The organism is Geobacillus zalihae NBRC 101842 (assembly GCF_001544135.1).
GTDB classification, from domain to species: Bacteria; Bacillota; Bacilli; order Bacillales; family Anoxybacillaceae; genus Geobacillus; species Geobacillus zalihae.
Genome location: NZ_BCPV01000043.1, coordinates 1 through 17,600 on the forward strand (window position 1 = coordinate 1; position 17,600 = coordinate 17,600).

The 17,600-nt window shown below is 55.3% G+C and carries 16 protein-coding genes, 1 rRNA gene and 1 riboswitch; of the genes, 15 read left to right on the forward strand and 2 right to left on the reverse strand.

Annotation, left to right across the window (positions count from 1 at the left end; all coding sequences use genetic code 11):
* Positions 1-64 precede the first annotated feature (64 nt).
* A 5S ribosomal RNA gene (gene rrf / locus GZ1_RS12085) occupies positions 65-181 on the forward strand.
* Positions 182-435: 254 nt separating this feature from the next.
* Here rrf and GZ1_RS12090 read toward each other — a convergent pair.
* Positions 436-879 (reverse strand): Hsp20/alpha crystallin family protein, encoded by a 444-nt coding sequence (locus GZ1_RS12090; RefSeq protein ID WP_060788536.1) that lies wholly within the window; start codon positions 877-879, stop codon positions 436-438.
* A gap of 149 nt (positions 880-1,028) precedes the next feature.
* A riboswitch (purine riboswitch) is annotated at positions 1,029-1,130 on the forward strand.
* A gap of 110 nt (positions 1,131-1,240) precedes the next feature.
* Here GZ1_RS12090 and purE point away from each other — a divergent pair.
* The 12 genes from purE (at position 1,241) to purD (ending at position 14,101) form a co-directional block, all read left to right on the forward strand.
* Entirely contained in the window at positions 1,241-1,729 is a 489-nt protein-coding gene (gene purE, locus GZ1_RS12095; RefSeq protein ID WP_013144125.1) for a 5-(carboxyamino)imidazole ribonucleotide mutase, read from the forward strand.
* On the forward strand, positions 1,722-2,870 hold the full coding sequence (purK, locus tag GZ1_RS12100) for a 5-(carboxyamino)imidazole ribonucleotide synthase (protein ID WP_015373809.1): 1,149 nt from the start codon (positions 1,722-1,724) through the stop codon (positions 2,868-2,870). The genes purE and purK overlap by 8 nt, the downstream gene beginning before the upstream one ends.
* Entirely contained in the window at positions 2,867-4,162 is a 1,296-nt protein-coding gene (gene purB / locus GZ1_RS12105; RefSeq protein ID WP_013144127.1) for an adenylosuccinate lyase, read from the forward strand. Before purK ends, purB begins: the two co-directional genes overlap by 4 nt.
* Positions 4,163-4,237: 75 nt before the next feature.
* Positions 4,238-4,966 (forward strand): phosphoribosylaminoimidazolesuccinocarboxamide synthase, encoded by a 729-nt coding sequence (purC, locus tag GZ1_RS12110; protein WP_174520686.1) that lies wholly within the window; start codon positions 4,238-4,240, stop codon positions 4,964-4,966.
* On the forward strand, positions 4,954-5,208 hold the full coding sequence (gene purS, locus GZ1_RS12115) for a phosphoribosylformylglycinamidine synthase subunit PurS (RefSeq protein WP_013522818.1): 255 nt from the start codon (positions 4,954-4,956) through the stop codon (positions 5,206-5,208). The genes purC and purS overlap by 13 nt, the downstream gene beginning before the upstream one ends.
* The gene (gene purQ / locus GZ1_RS12120) at positions 5,205-5,891 is read left to right on the forward strand and encodes a phosphoribosylformylglycinamidine synthase subunit PurQ (protein WP_020756421.1); all 687 of its coding nucleotides are present in this window, start codon (positions 5,205-5,207) and stop codon (positions 5,889-5,891) included. The genes purS and purQ overlap by 4 nt, the downstream gene beginning before the upstream one ends.
* Positions 5,875-8,103 (forward strand): phosphoribosylformylglycinamidine synthase subunit PurL, encoded by a 2,229-nt coding sequence (gene purL / locus GZ1_RS12125; protein WP_060788537.1) that lies wholly within the window; start codon positions 5,875-5,877, stop codon positions 8,101-8,103. The genes purQ and purL overlap by 17 nt, the downstream gene beginning before the upstream one ends.
* Positions 8,079-9,491, forward strand: coding sequence for an amidophosphoribosyltransferase (purF, locus tag GZ1_RS12130; RefSeq protein WP_060788538.1), 1,413 nt, complete (start codon positions 8,079-8,081; stop codon positions 9,489-9,491). The genes purL and purF overlap by 25 nt, the downstream gene beginning before the upstream one ends.
* Positions 9,492-9,614: 123 nt before the next feature.
* Positions 9,615-10,655: a phosphoribosylformylglycinamidine cyclo-ligase gene (gene purM, locus GZ1_RS12135; RefSeq protein ID WP_060788539.1), complete on the forward strand. Its 1,041-nt coding sequence runs from the start codon at positions 9,615-9,617 to the stop codon at positions 10,653-10,655.
* Complete coding sequence (purN, locus tag GZ1_RS12140) at positions 10,652-11,284, forward strand: phosphoribosylglycinamide formyltransferase (RefSeq protein ID WP_013522822.1); 633 nt, start codon at positions 10,652-10,654, stop codon at positions 11,282-11,284. The genes purM and purN overlap by 4 nt, the downstream gene beginning before the upstream one ends.
* The gene (gene purH / locus GZ1_RS12145) at positions 11,247-12,785 is read left to right on the forward strand and encodes a bifunctional phosphoribosylaminoimidazolecarboxamide formyltransferase/IMP cyclohydrolase (protein ID WP_060788540.1); all 1,539 of its coding nucleotides are present in this window, start codon (positions 11,247-11,249) and stop codon (positions 12,783-12,785) included. Before purN ends, purH begins: the two co-directional genes overlap by 38 nt.
* A gap of 23 nt (positions 12,786-12,808) precedes the next feature.
* The gene (gene purD, locus GZ1_RS12150; RefSeq protein ID WP_060788541.1) at positions 12,809-14,101 is read left to right on the forward strand and encodes a phosphoribosylamine--glycine ligase; all 1,293 of its coding nucleotides are present in this window, start codon (positions 12,809-12,811) and stop codon (positions 14,099-14,101) included.
* A 311-nt stretch (positions 14,102-14,412) separates the two neighbouring features.
* Here purD and GZ1_RS12155 read toward each other — a convergent pair whose 3' ends face one another.
* On the reverse strand, positions 14,413-14,658 hold the full coding sequence (locus GZ1_RS12155; RefSeq protein WP_013522825.1) for a YgaP family membrane protein: 246 nt from the start codon (positions 14,656-14,658) through the stop codon (positions 14,413-14,415).
* A gap of 97 nt (positions 14,659-14,755) precedes the next feature.
* Here GZ1_RS12155 and GZ1_RS12160 point away from each other — a divergent pair, with 97 nt between their 5' ends.
* On the forward strand, positions 14,756-16,501 hold the full coding sequence (locus GZ1_RS12160) for an adenine deaminase C-terminal domain-containing protein (RefSeq protein ID WP_013522826.1): 1,746 nt from the start codon (positions 14,756-14,758) through the stop codon (positions 16,499-16,501).
* 27 nt (positions 16,502-16,528) lie between these two features.
* On the forward strand, positions 16,529-17,539 hold the full coding sequence (locus GZ1_RS12165; RefSeq protein WP_060788542.1) for a DUF3048 domain-containing protein: 1,011 nt from the start codon (positions 16,529-16,531) through the stop codon (positions 17,537-17,539).
* Positions 17,540-17,600 lie beyond the last annotated feature (61 nt).

Sequence of the window (17,600 nt, forward strand, 5' to 3'; positions counted from 1 at the left end):
AATTTCCTTCTTGACATTGTTTGTTTTTCAAGTATAATAAATGATGTCAAAATCCAACCGCTTGCCTAGTGGCTATGGCGGAGGGGAAACACCCGTTCCCATCCCGAACACGGAAGTTAAGCCCTCCAGCGCCGATGGTAGTTGGGGCCAGCGCCCCTGCAAGAGTAGGTCGCTGCTAGGCAGGCAAAAAAATGAGGGAGCTGAATGGTTCTCTCATTATTTTTGCCTAATGGGAAATGAGTCATTTTGAATGACGCCATTTTCAATCCTCTCCCCCAAAATGTAAAGCGTGATCATCGTTTCCTAGACCCCCTTTTTCATAAAAGCGATAGGAAACGGAAACTCGCGTAAGGGTGTCCTGTACGGCATGGACACCCTCTTTTTTTATTTTTTTCGGAAAGGCAGGTATCTCCTTTTTTGGACTCGTGGGGGAGATTATTCGCTTTTTTTGATGACAATTTTCTTTTTCGGCTCGTCAGGGATGAGTCGATGCAGGTGGATGAACAACAGGCCGTTATGGTATGTTGCTTCGATGCGGTCCTCTTTGACGGCGAACGGCAGTGGGATTGTTTTTTGGAATTGGCCTTGGAAAAGGCCTTCTTCTACTAGCTCAAACCCTTTGAAGTTTAGATTAATGGTTGCCTTCACTTCCAACGTTTTGTATGATACATACACTTCTGCATCTTTGATTTTTTCGAGCCCCGGGAGGCTGATGACAACGAGCAGCTCGTTGTCTTTTTTGTAAATGTTCATACCGGATGATGGCTTGTTCGATGACGGCAGCAACGGCTGGATGCTTCCCCAAAAATCATTTTGAAAAAATTGCTGCCAATGTTTTGTCCAATCGGAAAACGGCGTAAACGGATTTTCTTTGGCCATCGTGTCTCTCCTCCTCCGCTCATTCATCATATGCCGCCTTCTTCGTTTGGTGATTCAAAAAACACGAACATTTACTTTGATGAAATACTAAATGTTCGATTTTTTCCTTGACACGCCGAAAAAAAACCTGCTACTATAAAGGTAACTTCATAGTGTATGAGAAGATCCCTCATATAATTTTGGGAATATGGCCCAAAAGTTTCTACCCAATCACCGTAAATGATTGGACTATGAGGGAAAGGATCGGTTTTGGCTTTTTTTCGATCAGCAACTGTCAAAGCCCGGAACGATGCTTTCCCTCGTTTACGGATGGGAACGCATGTTCTGGGTTTTGTTGTGCTAGCAAAAGGAGTGAAACGGTATGAGCCCGCTCGTTGGGGTGATCATGGGAAGCCATTCGGATTGGGAAACGATGAAACATGCTTGCGCCATTTTGGAGGAATTGGGTGTTCCGTTTGAGAAAAAAGTCGTATCGGCGCACCGGACGCCGGATGAGATGTTTCGGTATGCGGAGACAGCCGAGGAGCGCGGCATCCGCGTGATCATTGCCGGCGCTGGCGGGGCGGCTCATTTGCCGGGGATGATCGCGGCGAAAACGACGCTGCCGGTGATTGGGGTGCCCGTGCAGTCAAAAGCATTGAATGGACTTGACTCGTTATTGTCGATTGTGCAAATGCCAGGCGGGGTGCCGGTGGCGACGGTGGCGATCGGCAAGGCGGGGGCGACCAACGCCGGACTGCTCGCCGCATCGATTCTTGGACTGCTTGAGCCACGCTATATGGAGGCGCTCAAAGCTCGGCGGGAAGCGATTCGCAAACAAATCGTAGAAAGCAGTGATCAATTTGACTAAGCAACGGATCGTTCCTGGGCAGACGATCGGCATCATCGGCGGGGGGCAGCTCGGGCGGATGATGGCTTTGGCGGCGCGCGAGATGGGTTTTCGCATTGCCGTGCTCGACCCAACGCCTGACTCCCCGTGCGGGCAAGTGGCCGATGTGGAGATTACGGCGCCTTATCATGATTTGGACGCCATCGCTGAACTGGCCTGCGTGAGCGATGTCATTACGTACGAATTTGAAAATATCGATGCGCGAGCGCTTGAGTGGCTGGAGGCAAACGCCTATGTCCCGCAAGGAAGCCGACTGCTGGCGGTGACACAAGACCGGGCGTTGGAGAAAGCGGCGATTGTGGAGGCCGGGTTGCCGGTGGCGCCGTATAGGGAAGTGGACGGATGGGATGAGTTGGAACAGGCCGTTGCCATGATCGGCTTTCCGTGCGTCTTGAAAACGCGGCGCGGCGGCTACGACGGCAAAGGGCAATATGTGCTGCGCGGCGAAGGCGATCTAGCCAAAGCGGCTGATTTGCTTGGGCTTGGCCCATGCATTTTGGAAGGCTGGGTGCCGTTTGTGAAGGAAATGTCGGTCATTGTCGCCCGCAACCTCGATGGTGAGACGGCTGTTTTTCCAGTGGCGGAAAATGTTCATGTCGAGAACATTTTGCATCAAACGATCGTTCCGGCCCGAATTCCGGAAAGCGTGCAAGAGCGGGCCATTCGCTACGCGGAAGTGTTGGCCGCATCGTTTTCGCTCGTTGGGACGCTGGCGGTGGAAATGTTTTTGACTGCGGACGGGGATATTTATATTAATGAGCTGGCCCCTAGACCGCACAACTCCGGACATTATACAATCAATGCATGCGCGACGTCGCAGTTTGCCCAGCACATCCGCGCTGTTTGCAACTGGCCGCTCGGATCGACCGAATTGTTGAAGCCGGCGGTGATGGTCAATATTTTAGGCGAGCACGTCGAGCCGGTCATTCGGCATATCGGTGCGTTCGACGGGGGGACCTACGTCCATCTGTACGGCAAACACGAAGCGAAGCCGAAGCGGAAAATGGGGCATGTGACGGTGCTGGCAGACGATGTCGAGGCGGCGTTGGCGCGAATCGAATCGTGGCAAATTTGGCATGATCGGAGGCTGGAACGAGGATGATTGAACGTTACACAAGACCGGAAATGGGAGCGATTTGGACCGAGGAAAACCGCTTTAAGGCATGGCTTGAGGTGGAACTGCTCGCGTGCGAGGCGTGGGCCGAGCTTGGCGTCATCCCAAAAGAAGATGTCCGCCGCCTGCGTGAAAACGCGTCGTTTGACGTCAACCGCATTAAGGAAATCGAAGAAGAAACGCGCCACGATGTCGTCGCCTTCACCCGCGCCGTTTCTGAGACGCTTGGGGAAGAACGAAAATGGGTGCATTATGGTCTCACGTCGACCGATGTTGTCGATACGGCGCTCGGCTACTTGTTAAAGCAGGCGAACGCGATTTTGCGGCGTGATTTGGAAAACTTCATTCAAGTGCTGAAAGAGAAAGCGCGCGAACATAAATACACGGTCATGATGGGGCGCACGCACGGCGTTCATGCCGAACCGACGACGTTCGGGCTGAAGCTGGCGCTTTGGTATGCCGAGATGGTACGGAATTTGGAGCGGTTTGAACAAGCAGCCAAGATGGTGGAAGTAGGGAAAATTTCCGGCGCAGTCGGCACGTACGCCAACGTGGATCCGTTTGTGGAGCAGTATGTTTGTGAAAAACTCGGCTTGACGCCGGCGCCGATTTCGACGCAGACGCTGCAGCGCGACCGCCACGCTTACTATATGGCGACATTGGCCTTAATTGCGACATCGATTGAAAAATTTGCCGTCGAGATTCGCGGCTTGCAAAAAAGCGAAGTCCGCGAAGTCGAAGAGTTTTTTGCCAAAGGACAAAAAGGCTCATCAGCGATGCCGCATAAGCGCAATCCGATCGGTTCGGAAAACATGACCGGCATGGCGCGCGTCATCCGCGGGTATATGGTGACAGCGTACGAAAACGTGCCGCTTTGGCATGAACGCGACATTTCCCATTCGTCGGCCGAGCGCATCATTTTGCCGGATGCGACGATTGCGTTGAATTATATGTTGAACCGATTCGCGAATATCGTGAAACATTTGCTTGTGTACCCGGAAAACATGAAAAAAAATATGGAGCGCACGTTCGGGCTCATTTATTCACAGCGAGTCTTGCTTGCCTTGATCGACAAGGGGATGACGCGCGAGGAGGCGTACGATTTGGTGCAGCCGAAAGCGATGGAAGCGTGGGAGAGACAAGTGCCGTTCCGCTCGCTTCTTGAAGCGGATGAGCGGATCATGAGCCGGCTGACGAAAGAGGAACTCGATGATTGTTTTGATTATCGTCATCATTTGAAACATGTCGATACGATTTTTGCCCGCTTAGGGTTGGAGTGAGCGGCTGCCGGCTGGTCGAAGCCGGCCGGCTATACAAAAGATTTTCAATCTTCTGGATAAACGGAGGCGTTGATCGTGCCGACGAAACAACAGCTGTTATATGAAGGGAAAGCGAAAAAAATTTACGCGACTGACGAGCCAGATGTGCTTTGGGTCGAGTACAAAGACAGCACAACGGCGTTTAACGGCGAAAAAAAGGCGACGATCGCCGGCAAAGGGCGGCTCAATAACGAGATTTCCAGCTTGTTGTTTTTGAAGCTGCGCGAAGCAGGCATTGCCAATCATTTTATTGAAAAGCTGTCGCCAACGGAACAATTGGTCCGGCGCGTGACGATCATCCCGCTTGAAGTCGTTGTCCGCAATGTGGTAGCGGGAAGTTTAGCCAAGCGGATCGGTCTAGAGGAAGGGACGCCGCTTGAGGCGCCGCTTGTTGAGTTTTATTACAAAAACGACGACCTTGGCGACCCGTTGTTGTTGGAAGATCATATCTTCATTTTAAAACTCGCCAGCCGCGAGGAAATCGCCGCGCTGAAGCAGGCCGCGCTGGCGGTGAATGACGTGCTGCGCCTCCATTTTGCCGAGCGGAACGTGCGGTTGATTGATTTTAAGCTTGAGTTCGGCCGTACAGCAGACGGAGCCATCCTCTTGGCGGATGAGATTTCACCGGACACGTGCCGGTTATGGGACGCAAAGACGAACGAAAAGCTCGACAAAGACGTGTTTCGCCGCGACTTGGGCAGTTTGACGGACGCATACGAAGTCATTTTACAACGGTTAGGGGGAGAATCGGCATGTACAAAGTAAAAGTGTATGTCACGTTGCGAGAGAGTGTGTTGGATCCGCAAGGGATCGCTGTAAAAGGGGCGCTGCACAGCTTATCGTATACGGAAGTGAAAGATGTACGAATCGGGAAGTTTATGGAGCTCGTGATTGAAGAGAGCGACCGCGACATCAACGAGCTCGTTCGCGAGATGTGTGAAAAACTGCTTGCCAACCCGGTGATTGAAGACTACCGCTATGAAATCGAGGAGGCCGTCGCCCGATGAAGTTTGCCGTCGTTGTGTTTCCGGGATCGAATTGCGATGTCGATATGTATCATGCGATCGCCGATGAACTTGGCGAAGAGGTCGAATACGTTTGGCATGACGAGGACGATCTAGACCGTTTTGACGCCATTTTGCTTCCAGGCGGCTTTTCGTACGGCGATTACTTGCGTTCGGGGGCGATCGCCCGCTTTTCGAAAGTAATGGCTGCCGTCAAACAGGCAGCTGACGCCGGAAAACCGGTGCTTGGCGTGTGCAACGGGTTTCAAATTTTGCTTGAAGCCGGCTTGCTTCCTGGGGCGATGCGCCGCAATCAAGGGTTGAAGTTCATCTGCCGGCCGGTCCAGCTGACGGTGGAAAATCATGAAACGATGTTTACGTCTGCCTACGAAAAAGGCGAAGTCATTACAATTCCAATCGCCCATGGCGAAGGGAATTATTATTGCGATGAACAGACGCTCGAGCGCCTTGTCAAGAACCGGCAAATCGTGTTCCGTTACCATGGAGAAAATCCGAACGGCAGCTTGGCGGATATTGCCGGCATCGTCAATGAACGGGGCAATGTGCTCGGCATGATGCCGCATCCGGAGCGGGCGGTCGACGCCTTGCTCGGCAGCGCGGACGGATTGAAACTATTCCGATCGATCGTCAACTATTGGAGGGAGACGCATGTCGTTACTGCTTGAGCCGAGCGCGGCGATGATCAAAGAACAAAAGTTGTACCGTGAGATGGGGTTAACAGATGAAGAGTTTGCGCGCATTGAAGCGATTTTGGGGAGGCTGCCGAACTACACGGAAACCGGCATTTTTGCCGTCATGTGGTCGGAGCATTGCAGCTACAAAAACTCGAAGCCGGTGCTGAAAAAATTCCCGACTGATGGTCCGCACGTGCTGCAAGGGCCGGGTGAGGGTGCGGGCATTGTCGATATTGGCGACGGGCTGGCGGTGGCGTTTAAAATCGAAAGCCATAACCATCCGTCAGCGATCGAGCCGTATCAAGGGGCGGCGACCGGGGTCGGCGGCATCATCCGCGACGTCTTTTCGATGGGGGCGCGGCCGATCGCGCTTTTGAACTCGCTTCGGTTTGGCGAACTGACGTCGCCGCGCGTCAAATATTTGTTTGAGCAGGTCGTCGCCGGCATTGCCGGGTACGGCAACTGCGTCGGCATCCCGACCGTCGGCGGCGAGGTGCAGTTCGACCCGGCGTATGAAGGCAACCCATTGGTCAACGCCATGTGCGTCGGGATCATCCGCCATGAGGACATTCAGCGCGGCGTGGCGACCGGGGTCGGCAACACGGTCATGTACGTCGGGGCGAAAACGGGCCGCGACGGCATCCACGGGGCGACGTTTGCTTCGGAAGAGTTGAGCGAACAGTCGGAAGCAAAGCGTCCCGCCGTGCAAGTCGGCGACCCGTTTATGGAAAAACTGCTGCTTGAGGCGTGTCTTGAAGCAGTCAAGTCCGATGCGTTAGTCGGCATTCAAGATATGGGGGCGGCAGGACTCACGAGTTCATCCGCCGAGATGGCAAGCAAAGGCGGATTTGGCATTGAAATGAATTTGGATCTCGTCCCGCAGCGTGAGGCAGGCATGACGCCGTACGAAATGATGCTGTCCGAATCGCAGGAACGGATGTTGCTTGTTGTCAAGCAAGGTTGTGAAGACGAAATCGCCGCGATTTTTGCCAAATACGGCCTAGAGGCCAAAGCAATCGGCAAAGTGACCGATGACAAAATGCTCCGCCTCTTGTTCCGAGGCGAGGTGGCGGCGGAAATTCCAGTGGACGCCTTGGCGAAAGACGCGCCGGTGTATCATAAACCGTCTGCGGAGCCGGCTTATTACCGCGAGTTTCAAGCGATGCCGCCGTATATTCCGCACATCGAAGACTACAACCAAACATTGCTCGGGCTGCTCGCCCAGCCGACGATTGCGAGCAAAGAATGGGTGTACGACCAGTACGACTATATGGTGCGGACGAATACGGTCGTCGCCCCCGGATCGGACGCGGCGGTCGTGCGCATCCGCGGCACGAACAAGGCGCTCGCGCTGACGACGGATTGCAACTCGCGCTACTTGTATTTGGATCCGGAAACGGGCGGGAAAATCGCCGTCGCCGAGGCGGCGCGCAATGTCGTCTGCTCCGGAGCGAAGCCGCTCGCCATTACGGACTGCCTCAACTTTGGCAGCCCGGAAAAGCCGGAGATTTTCTGGCAGCTCGAAAAAGCAGTCGACGGGATGAGCGAAGCGTGCCGGGCGCTCGGGACGCCGGTCGTGAGCGGCAACGTCTCGCTGTACAATGAAACGAACGGCGAGGCCGTGTACCCAACCCCGGTCGTTGGCATGGTCGGTCTCATTGATGATCTTTCCCATATTACGACTCAGTCGTTTAAGCAAGCGGGCGACCTCATTTACGTGATCGGCGAGGCGAAGCCGGAGTTTGGCGGCAGCGAGTTGCAAAAATGGCTGGAAGGCCGCATTTTTGGAAAAGCACCGGAGATTGACTTAGAGGTGGAAGCAAGCCGCCAGCGCCAGCTGCTTGCAGCGATCCGCGCGGGGGTGGTGGCGTCAGCGCATGATATTGCCGAAGGAGGATTAGCCGTTGCGCTTGCTGAGTGTGTCATGGGTGCCTCGGGGCTTGGCGCCAAGGTGACGATCGGCGGTGACCTCGTCAGTGAACTGTTCAGCGAAACGCAATCACGCTTTGTTGTCTCGGTGAAAAAAGAGCAAAAAGAGGCGTTTGAGCAACTGGTTGAAGCGAAACAAATCGGCGAAGTGACAGACGATGGCGCATTCGTGGTGAACGGGGAGCACGGTGAGACGCTCATTCACCTTTCCGTTGCCAAGATGCGAAATGTCTGGAAAGGGGCTATTCCATGCTTGCTGAAATCAAAGGATTGAACGAGGAGTGCGGCATTTTCGGCATTTGGGGGCATGAAGACGCCGCCCGGCTCACATACTACGGGCTTCACAGCCTGCAGCACCGTGGGCAGGAAGGGGCCGGCATCGTGGCGGCGCATAACGGGAGCTTATCCGGTCATAAAGGGCTGGGGCTGGTGACGGACGTGTTTCAAAGCGGCACGCTCGATGCACTCAAAGGGGCGGCGGCCATCGGTCATGTCCGCTATTCGACGGCGGGTGGGGGCGGCTATGAAAACGTGCAGCCGCTCTTGTTCCGCTCGCAAACCGGCGCGATGGCGTTGGCCCATAACGGCAACTTGACAAACGCCATCGAGTTGAAGCTCGCGCTTGAAGGACAAGGAAGCATTTTTCAGACGACATCGGATACGGAAGTGTTCGCCCATCTCATCCGCCGCAGCCAAGCGCCGACGTTTGTCGAGCAAATGAAAGAGGCGCTCAGTCAGATCGAAGGGGCGTTTGCGTTTTTGCTGCTGACGGAAAAGGCGCTCTATGCGGCGCTTGATCCGCACGGGTTTCGGCCGCTGTCGCTCGGCCGGCTCGGCTCGGCGTATGTCGTGGCGTCGGAAACGTGCGCGTTTGACGTCATCGGCGCCACATACGAGCGGGAAGTGGCGCCTGGGGAATTGCTCATCATCAGCCGCGAAGGGGTGCGTTCAGAACGGTTCGCTTCTAGGCAGCCGCGGTCGATTTGCAGCATGGAGTACATTTATTTCGCTCGTCCGGACAGCCATGTCGATGGCATCAACGTCCATACGGCCCGCAAAAATTTAGGAAAACGGCTGGCGCTCGAGGCTCCGGCCGACGCTGACATCGTCACCGGCGTGCCGGACTCAAGCATCTCCGTTGCCATCGGCTATGCTGAGGCGAGCGGCATCCCCTATGAATTAGGGCTCATCAAAAACCGTTATGTTGGCCGGACGTTCATCCAGCCGTCGCAGGCGCTGCGCGAGCAAGGAGTGAAAATGAAGCTGTCGCCGGTGCGCGGGGTTGTGGCCGGCAAACGGGTTGTGATGGTCGACGATTCAATCGTGCGCGGGACGACGAGCCGGCGCATCGTCTCGATGCTCCGCGAAGCGGGAGCGGTCGAAGTGCACGTGCGCATCAGCGCGCCGCCGATCACCCATCCTTGCTTTTACGGCATTGATACGTCGTCAAAGGAAGAATTGATCGCGGCGAATCGCACTGTTGAAGAGATTCGGCGCTTGATTGGCGCTGATTCCCTCGCCTTTATCAGCCAGGAAGGGATGCTTGAGGCCATCGGGCGTCCGGACGTCTCGCCAGAGCGCGGGCAATGTTTGGCGTGTTTTACTGGCCAATATCCGACCCGCCTCGGTCAAACGGCGCGGCCATGTCTGACGATGAAATGATGGAGGAAGTATAACCGGTGCAGCTGACGAGTGTGGTGGCGCGTTTCCACGAGAGAAACGCTGCGCAACAAGAGCGTCGCCTGGCGTCCTGAGCGTGATGGGCGGCGAAAAGGAGGAGTTGACGTGGCAAAGGCATACAAACAAGCAGGGGTCGACATCGAGGCTGGTTATCAGGCCGTCGCCCTCATGAAAGAGCACGTGCAAAAAACGATGCGTCCCGAAGTGCTGGGTGGGATCGGCGGGTTTGGCGGCTTGTTTGATCTATCCGCGCTTGGTTACCGCCAGCCGGTGCTTGTCTCCGGCACGGACGGTGTCGGAACGAAGTTGAAACTAGCGTTTTTGCTTGACCGGCATGATACGATCGGCATCGACTGTGTCGCTATGTGTGTCAACGATATTATTGTCCAAGGGGCGGAGCCGCTCTTTTTCCTCGACTATATCGCTTGCGGCAAGGCGGTGCCGGAGAAAATCGCCGCCATCGTCAAAGGGGTGGCCGACGGCTGCGTCGAAGCCGGCTGCGCCTTGATCGGCGGGGAGACCGCGGAAATGCCAGGAATGTATGATGAAGATGAGTATGATTTGGCTGGGTTTGCGGTCGGCGTTGCGGAAAAAGAGCGACTCATAACCGGAGAGACGATTCAAGCGGGCGATGCGCTTGTCGGCCTGCCATCAAGCGGCCTTCACAGCAACGGCTATTCGCTTGTGCGCCGCATCGTGTTTGAACAAGCGAAATTGTCGCTTAATGAGATTTACGAGCCGCTTGATGTTCCGCTCGGCGAGGAGTTATTGAAGCCGACGCGCATTTATGCGAAACTGTTGCGCTCTGTGCGCGAGCGGTTTACGATCAAAGGGATGGCGCATATTACCGGCGGCGGGTTGATCGAAAACATTCCGCGCATGCTGCCGCCAGGAATCGGCGCGCGCATTCAGCTTGGTTCATGGCCGATTTTGCCGATTTTTGACTTGTTGCGCCAAAAAGGCGAGCTTGAGGAAGAAGAGATGTTTTCCGTCTTTAATATGGGCATCGGCCTTGTGCTCGCTGTCAGTCCGGAAACGGCGGCGCCTCTTGTTGAGTGGCTTTCGGAACGAGGCGAACCGGCGTACATCATCGGCGAAGTGGCCGAAGGAGCGGACGTGTCGTTTGCTGGAGGGGGCCGGGCATGAAGCGGCTGGCGGTGTTCGCCTCAGGAAGCGGCACGAACTTTCAAGCGATCGTCGACGCGGCCAAGCGCGGCGAGGTGCCCGCGGAAGTAGCGCTTTTGGTCTGCGACCGCCCAGGTGCGAAAGTCATTGAACGAGCGGCGCGCGAAAACGTGCCGGCGTTTGTGTTTTCTCCAAAAGACTACCCGTCCAAAGCGGCGTTTGAGAGCGAGATTTTGCGTGAGCTAAAGGAACGCCAAATCGACTGGATTGCGTTGGCCGGCTATATGCGCTTGATCGGGCCGACTTTGCTTTCCGCCTATGAAGGGAAAATCGTCAACATTCATCCGTCGCTGCTGCCGGCGTTTCCGGGCAAGGATGCGATCGGCCAAGCGTATCGGGCTGGCGTTTTGGAAACAGGGGTCACCGTTCATTACGTTGATGAAGGGATGGACACCGGGCCGGTCATCGCCCAGCGCGTTGTTCCGATCGTGCCGGGCGAGCCGATCGAGGCGCTTGAGGCGCGCATCCATCAAGTCGAACACGAGCTGTACCCGACGGTGTTGCGCATGCTGCTAGGGGAAAAGGAACAACAGGAAGAAAGGATCGAGAACGATGGCAGTGAAACGAGCATTGATCAGCGTGTCCAATAAGGAAGGCATCATTCCGTTTGCGAAGCAGCTGGCTGAACTTGGCATTGATATCATTTCGACCGGTGGGACAAAACGAGCGCTTGAAGACGCCGGCGTTCCCGTCATTTCGATTTCCGATGTCACCGGCTTTCCGGAAATTTTGGACGGGCGCGTCAAAACATTGCATCCGGCCATTCACGGCGGCATTTTGGCGGTGCGCAGCGATGAGCGCCACCAAGCGGCGCTTAAAGAGCACGGCATTCGCCCGATCGATTTGGTCGTCGTCAACTTGTATCCGTTCCAACAAACGATCGCCAAACCGGATGTGACGCTCGCCGAGGCGATTGAAAACATCGATATCGGCGGCCCGACGATGGTGCGGGCGGCGGCGAAAAACTATGCTGATGTCGCGATTGTCGTCGATCCAGCCGACTATCCGATAGTGATTGAAGAACTGAAAATGACCGGTTCGATCCAAGTAAAAACGCGGCAACAACTGGCGGCGAAAGCGTTCCGCCATACGGCGGCGTATGACGCGATGATTGCGGAGTATTTGACAAACCTCACCGGAGAGAACTATCCGGAAACGCTCACGGTCACGTATACGAAAAAACAATCATTGCGCTATGGCGAGAATCCGCATCAATCGGCAGCGTTTTATGCCAAGCCGCTCGGTGCGGCGTTCTCGATTGCCAACGCGACACAGCTGCATGGCAAAGAGTTGTCGTACAACAACATTAACGACGCCAATGCGGCGATCAACCTCATTCGCGAATTTCAAGAGCCGGCTGTGGCCGCCATCAAACATATGAACCCGTGCGGCGTCGGCGTCGGCGCGACGCTTCTTGAGGCGTTTACGAAAGCGTACGAAGCCGATCCAGTCTCGATTTTCGGCGGCATTATTGCGGTCAACCGTGAAGTGGACAAAGAAACAGCCGAACGGATGCACGACATCTTTTTGGAAATCGTCATCGCTCCGTCATTCAGCGACGAGGCGCTTGCCATTTTGACGAAAAAGAAAAACATCCGTCTGTTGACGCTTGATTTTACCGCGCCGGACGTCAAGGAAAACATGCTCGTTTCCGTCAATGGCGGCTTGCTCGTCCAAGAGGCCGATACGTTCACGCTTGAAGACGCCGAATGGAATGTCGTAACGAAGCGCGAGCCGACCGAGGCTGAGCGCGAACAGCTTCGGTTTGCTTGGAAGGTTGTCAAACATGTGAAATCGAATGCGATTGTACTGGCCAAAAACGGGATGACGGTCGGCGTTGGCGCCGGGCAAATGAACCGGGTCGGCGCGGCCAAAATTGCGATTGAACAGGCTGGGGAACAGGCGGTTGGCGCCGTGTTGGCGTCCGATGCGTTCTTCCCGATGGACGATACGGTCGAGGCGGCGGCGAAAGCCGGCATTACCGCGATCATTCAGCCGGGCGGCTCGATTCGCGACGCCGACTCGATCCGCAAAGCGGATGAATACGGCATCGCCATGGTCTTCACCGGCGTGCGCCACTTTAAACATTAAGTGTGGCAAAGGAGAGGGAGACGATGAATGTACTGGTCATCGGACGAGGCGGGCGCGAGCACGCCATCGCCTGGAAAGCGGCGCAAAGCCCGCTTGTTGGCAAGCTGTATGTAGCGCCGGGAAACCCGGGCATCGCGGACGTGGCGGAACTGATTCCTATTGATGAGCTCGATATTGAGGCATTGGTGCAGTTTGCGAAACAACAGGCGATCGATTTGACGATCGTCGGGCCGGAAGCGCCGCTTGCTTCCGGCATTGTTGACCGTTTTATGGCCGAGGGGCTTCGCATTTTCGGCCCAAGCCAGAGGGCGGCGCTCATCGAAGGAAGCAAGGCGTTTGCCAAAGAGCTGATGAAGAAATACGGCATCCCAACGGCGGACCATGCGACCTTTACGTCATACGAAGAAGCGAAAGCGTACATTGAACAAAAAGGCGCGCCGATCGTCGTGAAAGCGGACGGATTGGCCGCCGGAAAAGGCGTCACCGTCGCCCAAACGGTGGAAGACGCGCTTGCCGCGGCGAAGGCAGCGCTTGTCGACGGACAATTCGGCACAGCCGGCAGTCAAGTTGTCATTGAGGAGTATTTAGAAGGGGAAGAATTTTCGTTTATGGCGTTCGTTAACGGCGAGAAGGTGTATCCGCTCTCCATCGCCCAAGACCATAAGCGGGCGTATGACGGAGACGAAGGACCGAACACCGGCGGCATGGGAGCCTACTCGCCGGTGCCGCAAATCTCGGCGGAGACGGTGGAAACAGCGCTGGAGACGATCTTGCGTCCGGTCGCCAAAGCGTTAGTGGCTGAAGGCCGGCCGTTTACCGGCGTGCTGTATGCCGGGCTGATCGAAACAGCAACGGGGCCGAAAGTGATCGAATTCAACGCCCGTTTTGGCGACCCAGAGGCACAAGTCGTGCTACCGCGGCTGAAGACCGATTTGGTGGAAGCGGTACTAGCGGTGATGGATGGAAAAGAGTTGGAGCTTGAATGGACGGACGAGGCGGTGCTTGGCGTCGTGCTGGCAGCGAAAGGTTACCCCGGCGCGTACGAGCGCGGGGCCGAAATCCGCGGGTTGGACCGAATTTCCCCTGATGCGTTGTTGTTCCATGCTGGCACCAAACGAGAAGGCGGCGCATGGTACACCAATGGCGGACGCGTTCTCCTGTTAGCGGCCAAAGGGGAGACGCTTGCCGAAGCGAAGGAAAGAGCGTACGAGCAATTGGCCGCGATCGACTGTGACGGTTTATTTTACCGCCGCGATATCGGCCGGCGCGCTATCGAACGCGCCTCCGCCGCATATACACGTATGAAAGGGCGATAATGCCGCCGATTAACGCGGCCAATACGAACGACATATCGGTCATATACTCGAGCAGCAAGGTGGTTCACTCCTTTGTAGTCGAAGGTGTCCCAAGTATGGGACACCTTTTTTGATGATGTTTGGCTAGTCCACAATGCCAAGCCGCGAATCATGTTGCTTTTCTTCTCTTTCGTTGACAGTCTGCACTCTTCACGGGCCGCTTCGATACCGAAGCAGCACGCATCACTCACGATGCGAAAAATGTTGCCGAATGACGGTGGGATGGAGGATATTGGAAAAAGCGGTGCGCAACGTCGAACGGATGTCCTCCCTCATGTCGGATTGACGACCGCTTCCTTTTCCTCTTCAAGCAGCTGTCGGCGCTGCATATTGTCAAACAGAGCGGTCATCGGACAAAAACGGGTGATCCCTTCTCCGACTTTCATCGCTCCAAGCAAAGCGGCCCACAAATAGGATGTGCACCAAGGCCGCCGAGCCAGGCGGGCGGTGGCCCAGGCGATGACAGTCAGGCCAACCGTGATGCGAATCAATGCGTTCACAATGCCGATATTCGCCATCGGTCTGTCCCCTCCTTAATATTTTTTATTGTGAAAGTCGCTTTTGTGCGTTAAAATGGTTGTATGGAACGATTAGGAAACAAGGGACGGGGTATCAATGGGCGAACAACGTTACCGATGGAAAGGCAGCGAACTGCGTGCACAAGCAGCGGTGATTGATGGCAAACAATCGCCGACGAAAGTATTGGTGAATGCGACGTATTTGCACTCGTATTTTCGTGAATGGGTAAAAGGAAACATATGGATCCATGGAGATCGCATCGTGTATGCCGGAGAGCGTCTTCCTGATCAGGTCGACGAGGCGTGTGAAATCGTCGACTGCCGTGGATATGTGCTCGTTCCCGGCTACATCGAGCCGCATGTCCATCCATTTCAATTATATAATCCCCATTCATTTGCCCGTTATGCAGCGGCGCACGGAACAACAACACTCCTCAACGATAACTTGTTTTTGCTTTTGCAGCTCGATGATGAAGAAGCGCTTTTCTTTTTACAAGAAATGAATGCGCTTCCAACGTCGATGTATTGGTGGTGCCGATTTGATGGGCAAACGGAGCTCGAGCGCGAAGAGGAACAAGTGTCCAATGCTCGGATCAAGCGCTGGCTTGACCAAGAGGCGGTGCTTCAAGGCGGTGAGTTGACCTCATGGCCAAAAGTGGCGAGCGGCGATGACATCATCTTGTACTGGATGCAAGAAGCGCATCGGCGACGCCGCAAAATTGAAGGGCATTTTCCGGGGGCGTCGGAAAAGACGCTTGTCAAAATGGCGCTCTTTGGCGCAGATGGCGATCATGAGGCAATGACGGGAAAGGAAGTGCGCATGCGCCTTTGGCACGGCTATACCGTCGCGCTTCGGCATTCCTCGATTCGCCCCGATTTGCCGGTGCTGCTTGAAGAGATGAAAGCGCTTGGCATCCGGCATTATGATAAATGCTTGTTGACGACGGATGGCTCGCCGCCATCGTTTTATGAGAATGGAGTGATCGATTGGCTGATCCGCATCGCGATCGAGCATGGCGTGCCGGTGATCGATGCCTATGCGATGGCGACGATCAACGCCGCCCGCCACTACGGCATCGAGCATCTTCACGGCAGCATTGCCACCGGCCGCATCGCTCATATCAACTTTTTGCGCTCGGCTCACGATCCGACGCCGGCGCAAGTGCTCGCCAAAGGCGAATGGGTGAAGCGCGATGGAGAAGCGCCGCCTCTCTGGCCAGATCTGGAATGGGGGCAGTTTGGCATTCGGCCGTTATCGTTGCCATGGGAGGTGGACTGGGATGATTTGCAGTTTTCGATGCCGATGGGACTGCGCATGGAAAACGCCGTCATTTTAAAACCGTATTCCGTGTCGATTGATACGTCGCGCGATCGTTTAGGTCATGATCATGATGAATGTTTTTTAGTGCTGCTTGACCGAAACGGGCGCTGGCGCGTCAATACGATGTTGAAAGGTTTTTCATCGGCGCTTGGCGGGCTGGCAAGTTCTTATTCGAACACCGGGGATTTGATTTTGATCGGCAAGCATAAGGAAGATATGATGCTCGCCTTCCGGCGGATGAAGGAGATCGGCGGCGGCATTGTGCTCGCTGAGGACGGAGAGATTTTGTTTGAGCTCTCGCTTCCTTTAGGCGGCATGATGTCCTCCTTAGAGGTGGATGAATTGATCAACGAAGAAAAAACGTTCGTCCGTTTGCTGCGTGAGCGCGGATATCCATTCGAAGACCCGGTGTATTCGCTGCTGTTTTTACAGTCAACCCACCTGCCGTATGTGCGTGTCACGCAACGCGGGATTTATGATGTCATGCACAAAACGGTACTCTTTCCTTCGATAATGCGGTAAAATAAAAAAGAAAAGGTTGTGTGTCCATTGAAACATTGGCTGTTCGCTGTCAGTTGCGCGGTATTGTTGTTAGGCGGCTGCACGACCAAAAGCGAGCCGAAGCACGCCGAACCGGCTCCTCGGCAGGAGCAGCCGTCCAAGCCTCGGGCGGAGGAACAACAAACGTTCCCGCTGACGGGGCTGCCGGCGAAAGGGAACATCCATCAGCGGGTCGTCGGCGTGATGATCAACAACCACCCGAAGGCGCGCCCACAGTCGGGATTAAGCAAGGCGGACATCGTGTATGAGGTGCTCGCCGAGGGCGATATCACCCGTTTGTTGGCGTTGTATCAAAGCGAATTGCCGGAGCGGGTCGGACCGGTGCGAAGCGCGCGTGATTACTATATTGACTTGAGTGAAGGCTACCATGCACTGTATGTATGCCATGGCTGGAGTCCGGAGGCGAAAGCGCGTCTTGAGGGAGGCGGAATCGACTATTTGAACGGATTGTTTTATGACGGCACATTGTTTCAGCGCGTCCCGTTCCGCAAGGCGCCGCACAACTCGTACATTACGTTTGCCAACATTGAAAAAGGGGCGGAACAAAACGGGTATGCTTGGACGGATAACGTTCCCCCGCTATCGTTTCGCACCGATGAGCCGAGCGGCCAAAAGGTCGGGACGGTTCACATCGCCTATTCGCATCGCGCCTATGCCCAGGTTGAATACCAATATGTTTCGGAACAAAAGGGGTATTACCGGTACAGCGGCGGCGAGCAAACGATCGATTATGATACGCATAAGCCGATTGTCGTGCAAAACGTCATGATCATCGCCGCCCACCATCAAGTGGTTGACAGCCACGGGCGGCGCGACATCGACCTCGTCTCCGGCGGCAAGGGGTACTTGCTGCAGGGCGGCGTCATGCAGCTGATCGAATGGAAAAACGTCGACGGCCGGCTGCTGCCATACCGCGATGGGGCTCCGATCGGATTCGTGCCGGGAAAAACGTGGATCAATATCGTGCCGGAACTGGCGATCGTCCAGTGGAAATCATAACCGCCTTGTCTGTTGCAAGGCAAAGGGGCGGTGGATTCGCAGATTGGTTGGCTACAACATT